This is a genomic window from Eubacterium sp. AF15-50 (genome assembly GCF_934835595.1).
Classification (GTDB): Bacteria; Bacillota; Clostridia; order Lachnospirales; family Lachnospiraceae; genus Eubacterium_G; species Eubacterium_G segne.
The window spans coordinates 1-11583 of sequence record NZ_CAKVZL010000070.1; the positions used below are offsets into that span (position 1 = coordinate 1).

General features: G+C 34.0%; 9 protein-coding genes. All 9 read right to left on the reverse strand.

Annotated elements, in window-relative coordinates:
* Positions 1–2377 (reverse strand): NYN domain-containing protein (locus tag Q5O73_RS08125; RefSeq protein WP_302669437.1); only part of this gene is annotated, 2377 nt, incomplete at its 3' end.
* A gap of 48 nt (positions 2378–2425) precedes the next feature.
* Positions 2426–3547 carry an N-acetylglucosamine-6-phosphate deacetylase gene (gene nagA / locus Q5O73_RS08130; RefSeq protein WP_302669438.1) on the reverse strand — a complete coding sequence of 374 codons (1122 nt, stop codon included), beginning with the start codon at positions 3545–3547 and terminating at the stop codon, positions 2426–2428.
* A 14-nt stretch (positions 3548–3561) separates the two neighbouring features.
* Complete coding sequence (nagB, locus tag Q5O73_RS08135; protein WP_021952967.1) at positions 3562–4299, reverse strand: glucosamine-6-phosphate deaminase; 738 nt, start codon at positions 4297–4299, stop codon at positions 3562–3564.
* 22 nt (positions 4300–4321) lie between these two features.
* A complete protein-coding gene (locus Q5O73_RS08140; RefSeq protein WP_302669439.1) occupies positions 4322–5161 on the reverse strand; it encodes a response regulator in 840 nt (279 codons plus the stop codon).
* 59 nt (positions 5162–5220) lie between these two features.
* Positions 5221–6090 carry a carbohydrate ABC transporter permease gene (locus Q5O73_RS08145; protein WP_302669440.1) on the reverse strand — a complete coding sequence of 290 codons (870 nt, stop codon included), beginning with the start codon at positions 6088–6090 and terminating at the stop codon, positions 5221–5223.
* 9 nt (positions 6091–6099) lie between these two features.
* Positions 6100–6792 carry a carbohydrate ABC transporter permease gene (locus Q5O73_RS08150; RefSeq protein WP_368075846.1) on the reverse strand — a complete coding sequence of 231 codons (693 nt, stop codon included), beginning with the start codon at positions 6790–6792 and terminating at the stop codon, positions 6100–6102.
* Between the two features lie 309 nt (positions 6793–7101).
* A complete protein-coding gene (locus Q5O73_RS08155) occupies positions 7102–8400 on the reverse strand; it encodes an ABC transporter substrate-binding protein (RefSeq protein ID WP_021952963.1) in 1299 nt (432 codons plus the stop codon).
* Between the two features lie 244 nt (positions 8401–8644).
* Positions 8645–10480 (reverse strand): sensor histidine kinase, encoded by a 1836-nt coding sequence (locus Q5O73_RS08160; protein WP_302669441.1) that lies wholly within the window; start codon positions 10478–10480, stop codon positions 8645–8647.
* Between the two features lie 31 nt (positions 10481–10511).
* The coding region (locus tag Q5O73_RS08165; RefSeq protein WP_302669442.1) for a phosphoglucomutase/phosphomannomutase family protein at positions 10512–11583 on the reverse strand (1072 nt) is incomplete at its 5' end.

Here is an 11583-nt window from a genome sequence, read left to right on the forward strand (position 1 = left end):
CTGCCCTTGTATACACTACAAACACATTATCATGTTTGTATACTGTTTCAGTATGCCTTTTTACATTATAAGCATCAAATACAACTATAACGGTACAGCCTTTATATCCCTGATAATTAGACATAATATCAAGAAGCTTATCCCTTGCCCCGTCAATGTTGTCTTTAGCTAATTCTTTTAATTCATCCCACGCAAAAATAATATTATACCCGTCTACCAAAACACATTCTGCCAGATTATTCTTATTATTTCCTTTATAAACCTTAGGTTTACTGTCATATCTTCTAACAGTAGGTGTAGCAATTTTTTTTCGTTTTATTTTGCCGAAGGTTCTCTCAAAAATTTCCTCTAATTCCTTGTCTCCTGCATAAGTATTTAACCGGGTCTTAGACGGAGTATCAGTATTAATTGTTGTAATTTCCCCAACCTCTATGTTATTAAGATTAGTCTCATCCTTAAGGTGCATATAATCTTCCACCAAATCCCACGGGACATTAAATCCGGCGCCGTGGGCACAAAATACAGACCCTGTAGGATTATTTACATCGCTTTCACTGTCATATCCTATTTCATTAATAACTTCCTCTTCATTGTGACAAGGTGCATAGCCTTTATATTTTAAGGTAAGTCTTCCCTTACCATGAGTATACTCGTTGACTTCTGTTATATAATTCCAAATTTCCGATACCGGTGCATAGCCCTTAAGGGTGGCATTACTTTCAGACAACTGTGGTGGATTTGTATAGCCGTACATTCTGCTAATATCATTCATAGCTCTTCCCACACAATCTGCCGGAACATCCAAAGTAAAATCATAATATGGCTCTAAAAGCACTGATTTTGCCTTTTTTAACCCCTGTCTTACAGCTCTGTATGTTGCCTGTCTGAAATCACCACCTTCAGTATGCTTTAAATGTGCCTTTCCGGCAACAATAGTAATACATATATCAGTAATTGGTGCACCTGTTAAAACTCCCTTATGCTCTTTTTCTGCTAAGTGAGTAAGAATAAGCCTTTGCCAGTTTTTTGCCAAATCATTTTCTTTAACCTTTGAGTCTAATATAATTCCACTCCCCGGTTCAGCCGGCTCTAACAATAAATGAACCTCTGCATAATGTCTTAAAGGCTCAAAATGCCCAACACCAATTACCGAATCCCCTATAGTTTCCTTATATAAAATTCCGGCAGAATCAAATTCAACATCCATGTCAAACCGTTCCTTAATAAGCTGCTTTAAAACCTGAATCTGAATAGGCCCCATAACGTTTGCTGTTATTTCCTGTTTTTCGCCATTCCACTTTAATTGCAGGGTAGGGTCTTCTTCCTCTAATTCCTTTATTTTTAAATATGCCTGATTAATATTAACCTCATCAGGTAGAATAATTTTGTAGCAAAGAACAGGTATTAAACCAGGGGTTTCACTTTCTTCTTCCTGACCCAATCCCTGACCTGAATATGTTTTGGTAAGGCCAGTTACGGCACATACATCTCCTGCCACAACACTTCCTACAGGCTGGTATTTTTCTCCGGAATAAATTCTTATTTCATTTACCTTTTCTTCCCACTCACCGCTATCTATACTGCTTCCTTTAATGCTTTCCTTAACAGACAACTTTCCACCGGTGATTTTCATATGTGTAAGTCTGTTGCCGTTATTATCCTTTGATATTTTATATATTTTGGCTCCGAATTTATCACTGTACACAGTTTCAAAGGTATACTTACATATCCCCTCTAACAAATCTTCAACTCCTTCAAGCTTTAAAGCCGCACCAAAATAGCATGGAAAAAGCTTTCTGCCAAATATAAGTTCAGTAATGGTTTCCTGACTGATATTTCCTGTTTCCATATATTCCTCTAAAACATTTTCATCAGTCATGGCTATATCTTCTAATATGCCTACATCTCCCTGAAATCTTACAATATTATCTCCAAATTTTTCCTTTAATTCATGTAAAACAAAATCGCCACTTACATTTGGCATATCCATTTTATTTACAAAAATAAAAGTTGGAATCTGGTACCTGGCTAAAAGCTTCCATAATGTTTCAGTATGTCCCTGTATGCCATCTGATGCACTTACAAGAAGAACAGCATAATCTAATACCTGCAATGTTCGCTCCATCTCAGTGGAAAAATCCACATGTCCCGGAGTATCTAATAATGTTACCTCCATATCCTTATATTCAAAGACTGCCTGCTTTGAAAAAATCGTTATTCCTCTGTCTCTTTCCATCTGAAAATTATCCAGATATGCATCTTTATGGTCAACACGACCTAATTTTCTTATTTTTCCCGTTAAATACAATACTGACTCAGAGAGAGTAGTTTTACCACCATCTACATGAGCCAGTATTCCTAATGTAATCTTTCTCATAAATAAGATTATAACTTATAAATTGACAATTTTCAATTTAAGATACACTTATCTGATTACTTTTTTAATATCATAATTTTCATCAATGAGAACAATTCCTGCCCTCTTTCCGTCCTCTATAGTACCACATTCTGAAAGAATGCCTATAGATTTTGCCGGGCTATATGTTGCTGCTTTTATGGCACTGCATTCAGGAATGCCCATTTTAATAATGTTTACCATACATTCATAAACATTTGTGGCACTACCTGCTAATGTTCCATCTTTAAGTCTTACAGCCTTATCTTTTAAGTAAACCGGTAAACCGCCTAGTTCGTATTCACCCTCAGGCATACCACATGCCATGGTACTGTCACTTATAAGAATAATTCTGTCATCTCCAAACATCTTAAATGCTGCCTTAATTGCCGCAGGATGAATGTGTATGCCATCACAAATCATTTCAGCCATAACCCTTTCATTTTCTGCAGCTGCCCCTACAACTCCCGGTTCTCTGTGATTCAGACCGGTCATTGCATTATAGAGATGAGTAACGTGATTAGCTCCCATATCAAAGGCTAATTTTGCTTCATTATAATTAGCAATTGTATGTCCTACTGAAAATGAAATTTTATCTTTTAAAGCCTTTATACAATCAATGGCACCATTTACTTCCGGTGCAATGGTCACAAGCTTTGTAAGTCCCTTAGAATCCTTAATTAATTCCTGTAAAAATTCCACATCCGGCTTATGGACATATTCCGGATTTTGCGCCCCGCACTTATGAGGTGAAACAAATGGACCCTCTAAATTAATTCCACATAAAACAGCCTCACCTTCACCTGATTTGTGATTAGCTGCAACTGAACAAATTTTTTTAAGCCTTTCTAATGGTAATGTCATTGTAGCAGGACAGATATTTGTAACACCATTACTTAACTGATACTTTGCCATAGCACTTATGGCTTCATCAGTTCCATCGCAAAAATCATATCCCACACAACCGTGAAAATGAATATCCGTTAGTCCCGGAATTACCTTAAATCCCAAAGCATCAACAATATGATTTTCATCAATGTTATCTGCTTTAATAAAATCATCTACTTTTTCTATAATTCCATCTTTAATAAGAATATCCTTTTTTTCAAATTTAAAATCTTTTGTAAAAACTAAACCGTTTTTAATAAGCATTTTTTGCCTCCATATCAGATATATTCATCTATAAGTTCTAAAGCCTCTGCATCACCTACTAACGTTACATCGTTATGTAACTGTAAAACTGAAGCCGGAACATTTGGAGTTACCGGTCCAAAAAATGCTTTTTTAACTATTTCAGCCTTGTTTTTACCATTTACAACAATAACAATTTTCTTTGCCTGCATAATTGATTTGATTCCCATGGTATATGCTTCCTTTGGTACATCATCTATATTTTCAAAGAAACGAGAATTTGCGTTAACTGTACTTTCTGATAATTTTACACAATGAGTTTCTTTTTCAAAAGCCTCATCAGGTTCGTTAAATCCTATATGTCCGTTATTTCCAAGACCTAACAGCTGTAAATCCACCCCTCCGCTTTTCCTGATAATCTCATTATATTCATCACATGCTTTCTTAGAGTCAGGCTCTAATCCGTTTGGTACATAAGTATTTTCTTTTTTAATGTTAATATGGTCAAACAGATTTTTATTCATGAAATAACGATAACTTTGGTCGTTTTCAGGTGATAGCCCTTTGTATTCATCTAAATTAATTGTCGTTACTTCGCTAAAATCCAAATCGCCCTTTTTATACCACTCTATAAGCTGTGCATAAGTTCCAAGTGGTGTCGAACCTGTTGCCAGTCCGATAACACATTTAGGTTTCATTATTATCTGGGCAGAGATAATATTAGCTGCCATTCTGCTCATTGAATAATAATCATCCGCTTTGATAATACGCATATTGATTCCTTTCCACTATCAATCATACGTTGGTATTATTTCTGAATTCCTTAGGTGACACTCCTTCATAATTTTTAAAAATTCTTGAAAAATGGGTAACGTCCTGAAAACCTATTTTTTCAGAAATATCCTGAATCTTGTATGACGTAGTTTTCAATAATTCTTTTGCTTTGTCAATACGAATTCTATTAATTATTTCAAAGAAACCTTTTCCCGTATACTGATTTAACAACTTGCTAAGATGCCAGTTACTTATAAAGCACTGGTCAGCCACATCTACAAGACTTAATTTCAAAACATAGTGCTCATACATGAATTTTATGGCATTTTTGATTATGTAATTGTTTGCATCAGTAAACTTAAGTTTCCCTTCGTAATCTGATTCGTCTATGACTCTGTTTTTAATAAATGTATCATAGAGATATTTTTCTTCCGGATCATTTAAATCCCAAATATCACTATCTGACTCCTCGCCCATATCTCCTTTGGACTGGAGATTTTTTATCATAGCATCAATTGCTTCCTCTAATTCATCAAACTTTGACGGCTTAAGTAAAAATCTTGTTACTCCCAGTTTAATAGCCTGCTGTGCGTACTCAAAATTTCTAAATCCGGTAAGAAGGCAAACCTCAATATTAGGATATTCTGATTTGACAGCGGCAACCATTGCTAAACCATCCATATTAGTCATTGATATATCTGAAATGAGAATATCAGGCTGTAATTCCTTTACTAATTGTAACCCTTCTAATCCATTACTTCCTGTTCCTACTATTTCACAATTCCAATTTGCCCACTCAATCCCCTTTTGTAAACCTTCAACGATGATTGGCTCATCATCAACTATGACAACTTTATACATAATTTTTCTCCTTTGCCATTTTTATGTTTTTAATATTTTAACACAAAATGACAAATTTTTTAACCTTTTACGGCACCTACAGTCATTCCTTTAATAATGTACTTCTGTAAACATAAGTAAACAACAAGTACCGGAACAACTATTAATGTAACGGAAGCAAATAACATTCCATAGTTTACACCCTCTTTTGAAGATATGTTATTAAGTAAAACCGTAATTGCCCAGTTCTCCTTTGTTCTTAAGAAGAACATCTGTGTGAACAAATCATTGTAACTCCATAGGAAACTAAATATTCCTACCGTAACAAATGATGGCTTGCTAAGAGGCATTATAACTTTAAAATAAATCTGGAATATGTTACATCCTTCCATATATGCTGCTTCTTCTAATTCAACAGGCAATCCCTGTATATAACTTGATAATACAATAATGGCAAATGACATATTACCTGCAATCTGCGGTAAAATTACCGATAAAAGATGTGCACCAACGCTATTTGTATTAACTAATCCCCATGCAGATTCTAATCTGAATACCGGAATAATTGTGGAATAAATTGGGAACATCATTCCCGCATACAAAAGCGCCAGAAGAATACCTTTTCCTTTAAATTTGTATCTTGTAAGTACATAAGCAGCCATTCCCGATAACAAAATAACAACCACAGCCACTGTTCCTGAAATAATGAAACTGTTTTTATATGCACTTATAATATCGTAATTGTCAAATATTTTTACGTAATTATCCAATGAAAACAAATCTCCAAAAGGAAGTGAAAAGGAATTGCTATATATAGCCTTTCTATCCTTAAATGAGTTTAAAATTGACCATATTAATGGAAAAATTGTTGTCATTGCCCATGCAATAAGGAAGATATAGATGATTATTGTAGAAATTTTTATTTTACTTACTTTGGTTTTATTCTCCATCTTTACCTCCTACACTTCATAATCACTTTTAGTTTTAAATATTTTATTAACCACAACGGATAACACTACACCGATTATAACAATGATTACACCGATTGCTGCCGCAAAGTCAACATCAGAGAATACATTGTCATACATATATGTACCTGTCAGCCATGTATCTGACATACCATTAGGGAACATTGTCCATGGCAAATCAAATACTTTAAGAGCACCTGTAACTGCAAGAACCACACATGTACAAATACTATTTCTAAGAAGTGGTAATGTTATGTATCGTGCCCTTTGAAATTTTGTTGCTCCGTCAATTGAAGCCGCCTCATATAATTCTTCCGGTATTCCACTTAGCCCGGTTAGCAATATGATGAAGTAAAATCCAACATATTGCCATATAACCGGTACCAACATGGTAAATATTGCGTGGTCTGCTTTCCAGTCAATAAGTTCATTAGTTGAGGCGTCTAAATAACCAACAAACTGTAAAATCTGGTTAATCATACCTTTATCATAAAGAAAGATAAGGTTAAACAACAAACCAAGCGCCGTTGCCGAAACAACGATTGGGAAGAAATATACAACTCTGAAAAATCCTGAACCTTTCCTGATGTTGCTTACAAGAAGTGATAAGATAAGCGCAATTCCTACCTCTCCAAGTATTGTTGCAACTATCATGATTCCTGTATTTTTCAAAGCTATAAGCATTTTAGGATCTTGAAATATTTTAATATAATTTATATAAAATGGTTTATTCCACTCAGCAGATGTCGTTCCCATGTATTTAATATGTTGAAAACTGTTTATTATGTTTTGAACAAATGGGTAATACAGGAAAACAAACATGAAAATGAATGCCGGTATAAGGAAAAATATTATCATTTTTTTATTTTTGTAAATTCTTGAATTCATTTTCTCCATTAACCTTTCTAAAATATAAGGGGTTGCTGTTTACCAACAACCCCTGTAGGTTTTAAATTTACTACCTAAAGCATCTTACTGCTTTATTTATAAATATTATTCACTGAGCTTGTCGATAACTGCCTGTACTGCATCCTTAGCGGCTGTTTTGCCCTGTACTATTGATGACATTTCACCAAAGATTGGCTTTCTAACTGCTTCTGATAAGTTATCCTGAACAGCAGGTGAAATTGCTGTTACACCTGCACTAAATGTTACAGCATCTTTTGAAAGAGCAGTCATATTATCTGCCGGTGTTGTTCCATTCTTTAATGCTGTTACACCTGTACCTGCAAATTTAGATACCATTTCATCACTTGTCATATATTCTACAAAATCAACAGCTGCAGCACGTTTTTCAGGATCATCCCATGCTTTCTTTGTAATGTAGTATCCCATTGAAATACCACCAATAATATCTGTTGATTTACGATCACCCTTACCAGGTACATATGTTACTGTATAGTTTTCCGGATCCTTAACAGCACTTTCAATACCACCGACTTTCCATGAGCCATCGCAAAGGAAAGCTGCCTTGTCGTTTGTGAATAACTGGAATGTTTCGTCGTCTTTTGCTGTTAATGTATTAGCCGGGAAATATCCTTTTTCGTATAATGTTTTAATATCCTCTAAACCACTAACCCATGCTTTTCCTGCAGCATCATCTACCTTAGCAGGAACTGTGTTATGTGTTGTAGGTGAATCAAAGTTGTAAATTGAATATTCAAACCAATAATGTGGAATTTCAAGTAATGATGCAGCAATTGGTGTATATCCTGCTTTCTTGATTTTCTCACACATCTGTAAAAATTCATCCCATGTAGTATCTTTTGTTGGAACATCTACTCCTGCTTTTTTAAGAACTTCTTTGTTTACAAACATTCCTTCCCAGAAACCATTAACAGGAATTGAATAATTCTTTCCATCTACAGGTGATGCGCCAAGCATATCATCCTTCATATTGCTTGCATAATCAGGATATTCTTTCCTAATCTCATCAACTGAAACTACCTTGCCCTGTTCAACGAACTGATTTGAATCAACTCCGTTAAAGAAGAATAATACATCAGGTTCTGAACCTGTTTCAAAGTCTGTTGTAATTCTTGACTTAAATGTTTCATCAGATGTTGCTGAACTGTCATCAACCTTGTTTCCGGTCTTGCTTTCCCAGGCTGCTACTGCATCTTTGTAATTCTGTGCATTTGTGTCCTCACCTGCATAAGTTGTTGTAACGCTCAACTTAACTGATTTCTTACTTGTTTCATCACTGGTTTTTTTACCAGAATTGCTGCTACCGCATCCGACCATTGATACTGCCATAGCACCGCATAATACTAAAGCTAGCGCTTTTCTCATAATTAAATCCTCCTTATTCTCATGAATCAGCATTTTTGTATATTATGTATGACGATGATTCATTTATTTGATTTACATTAATTATTTTACACAAAAAATACCAATAAGTGAATGTATCTTATTGGTATTTTCTTGATATTATTTGGTTATTTTATTACAAAAAAAGTGGTGTTTTTGTTTATAATTGCCATTTTTTGTCTGTTATTGTTCGTTACTATTTCAACAAAGTACAATTTTACAAGAATCAACTTAATTTGCTCTTTTTTATTTTAATCTCACTTACCGTTAAATTATCCTGGGGATTAGATATTGTCAATCCACTATCTTCCCCATAAAGTATCTTTAATCGTTTATTTACATTTCTTATTCCTATATGAGAATGATTTTTAATATTTCCCATATCATTAAGAAGACTGTCTATCTGTTTCCTGTCATGTTCACTTATATTTCCATTATTTTCAACAACAATATATAAATAATCCTCTTTTTCATATATTTTTAGCTTTCCAATTCTGTTGCCATAAATATCACCACCATGTTCCACCATATTTTCAACTAAAGGCTGAACAATTAATCTTGGAATGTTTATATTAAATAATGTCTCATCCACCTCTTTTTTAAACTGAAACTTACTTCCAAATCGCTGAACAATAATATACAAATATGCATTAACATAATCCATCTCTTTTTTTATTGAAATGAAGGACTCATTATTTCTGTTCATTGTTGCTTCCATCATAACACTTAACGATTCAATCATTTTACTTACATCGTTGTTGCCGGCTATTCTTGCTTTCCAGTTAATAATTTCCAACGTATTGTTAAGAAAATGGGGATTAATCTGAGACTGCAATGCCTGCATTTTTGCATCTCTTACGGCAATTTCTTCAGCATAAATCCTCTCAAAAGATTGTTCAAGACTTACGGACATATGATTAAAGGTATCAATAAGAGTACCAAATTCATTTTTCTTGTTAAAATCTGATATTTCGTATCCATATTCTCCATTTTCGATTTTCTCAGATGCTTTTACAAGACTTGATATAGGCTTACTTACATTGGTATAAAAATAATAAAATGTTGCAAAGAATAATGGAATCAATAATAAAATAATTATGATATATACATAAACTGCCACGTTATTTTCACTTAACATTCCAACTCTGTCAAGTTTTATTACAAAGGAAAGCCTTTGATTATTAACTGACATTGTGATATATGACATACCTTTATTTTTATTGCATCCATATTTAAGAACTGAATCGGTTATTCCTTCACTGTTCATAACTTTTTCATTGGCAAAATATAATAATTTTTTTCTATCCATTGTGTCTAAGGAGCTGCAATTCTTAATCATATCATTTTCCAGATAAATTAATGAATCCTGCGCCCATACCACATTATCAATACTTTTAAATATGTAACTTTTGTTAATTTCCATTACAAGAATTGCTATTGGCTTATACTGACTATTAACAATGTTTCTAATAAGATATAAGTGATTCGAGATTTCAACAAATTTAGTTCCTGTTCCAAGATTTTTTGCCACACTACTTACAGTTGAAAGTGCATTTGCCATAAATTCATTAATGTTAGCATATGTAGAACCTGCCATATTGCTATATGCATAATACTGATATGGAGTTTTCATGTTAAACAATAATATGGTATTTGATATTAAGGCGCTATATTTGTAGGTATTATTCAGATATGACGATATTTCATCATACATCTGGGCATCATTGCCGTTTTTTTTATATGAATTATAACTGTCTCTTATAACCCCATCATAAGAAGCTCTTTTAGACTCTTCAATTGCCGCCATAATATTAGTTCTGCAAATTTCAGCCGCATTCTCCATGGATGTATTTACCGTATCATTTATCTGCTCATTAGTTTTGGTTTCTGCCACATAAAAAAGAACAATAGCCAAAGCAAGACACGGTATAAACCAACACATTAAAATAACCCTTATCATTCCCCTTGTTAAATCAGATTGTTTAAACTGATTTACATTAAAGGAAGCCTTGATATTGTTGAATTTTGTTGACATCTTTCCGTTTTTTCCTGCCTTGTCCATTGTCCTAATAATTCTCCTTAACGTCTATTTATTATTTCAGGCCAAGGAATTTTTCAAATATTTCACATACTTTAATCGCATCATCCTTCTCAGGCATTTCACAGAAAATTCTAATAAGAGGTTCTGTACCCGAGAATCTTCCAATTACCCAGCCACCATTCTTAAAGTATACCTTGCATCCATCCATATAGGATACATGATCTATTTCATATGGCAATTCCGGTAACTTCTTTTCAATCATTAAAAGTTCATGAATTTCTTCTTTCTTTTGAGGACTAAACTTGTAATCTCTCTCTTCCATGTAGATACTTCCGCATTCTGCTTCAATATCCTTATAGATTTCTGAAATTTTTCTTCCGGTTACAGCAATCATCTCAATAAGAAGCATTGCAGCATATATACCGTCTTTTCCATTTATATGTCCTCTAACCGTCAGACCACCGGATGACTCACCACCAATTACAGCATTAACTTCTGTCATTTTTGCTGAAATGTACTTAAAACCAACCGGCACTTCATAACATTCCTCGCCAAATTTCTTTGCAACCTTATCAAGCATATGGGTTGTAGCTACATTTCTAACTACAGCTCCATGCCATCCCTTGTATTTTACCAGATAATAATATAATAACACAAGTATATCATTTGGATGCAAAAATCTTCCTGTATCATCTATAACACCTATCCTATCGGCATCACCATCTGTAGCTATACCAATATCAAAGTTATAATCCATAACTCTTGTTATCAGACCTCTTAATGTTGATGCCGTAGGTGATGGGAGTTTCCCGCCAAAAAGTGTATCATGTCTGTCATGAATTGTTTCTACATCACACCTTGCCGTAAGAAGTAATGTCTTAAGAGGTATTTCAGATACCCCATACATTGGATCAAGAGCCACTCTTAATCCTGCTTCCTTGATTTTTTTCATATCTACAGCTGCAATGATGTTATCTAAATATTCATTTAAAGGATATACTTCCTTTATAAGTCCTTCCTTTTTTGCTTCCTCATAATCCATTTCCTTAATATCATCCGGATTAATTTTTGAAGCATAATCCTCTATTTCTTTTGTCTGATGCTCATCTGCATCTCTACCACCA

Excerpts from the sequence above, each read along its gene's own strand:
- nagA (WP_302669438.1), bottom strand. The coding sequence starts at position 3,547 with ATGCTTATTAAAAACGGTTTAGTTTTTACAAAAGATTTTAAATTTGAA.
- nagB (WP_021952967.1), bottom strand. The coding sequence starts at position 4,299 with ATGCGTATTATCAAAGCGGATGATTATTATTCAATGAGCAGAATGGCA.
- Q5O73_RS08140 (WP_302669439.1), bottom strand. The coding sequence starts at position 5,161 with ATGTATAAAGTTGTCATAGTTGATGATGAGCCAATCATCGTTGAAGGT.
- Q5O73_RS08145 (WP_302669440.1), bottom strand. The coding sequence starts at position 6,090 with ATGGAGAATAAAACCAAAGTAAGTAAAATAAAAATTTCTACAATAATC.
- Q5O73_RS08150 (WP_368075846.1), bottom strand. The coding sequence starts at position 6,792 with ATGCTTATAGCTTTGAAAAATACAGGAATCATGATAGTTGCAACAATA.
- Q5O73_RS08155 (WP_021952963.1), bottom strand. The coding sequence starts at position 8,400 with ATGAGAAAAGCGCTAGCTTTAGTATTATGCGGTGCTATGGCAGTATCA.
- Q5O73_RS08160 (WP_302669441.1), bottom strand. The coding sequence starts at position 10,480 with ATGGACAAGGCAGGAAAAAACGGAAAGATGTCAACAAAATTCAACAAT.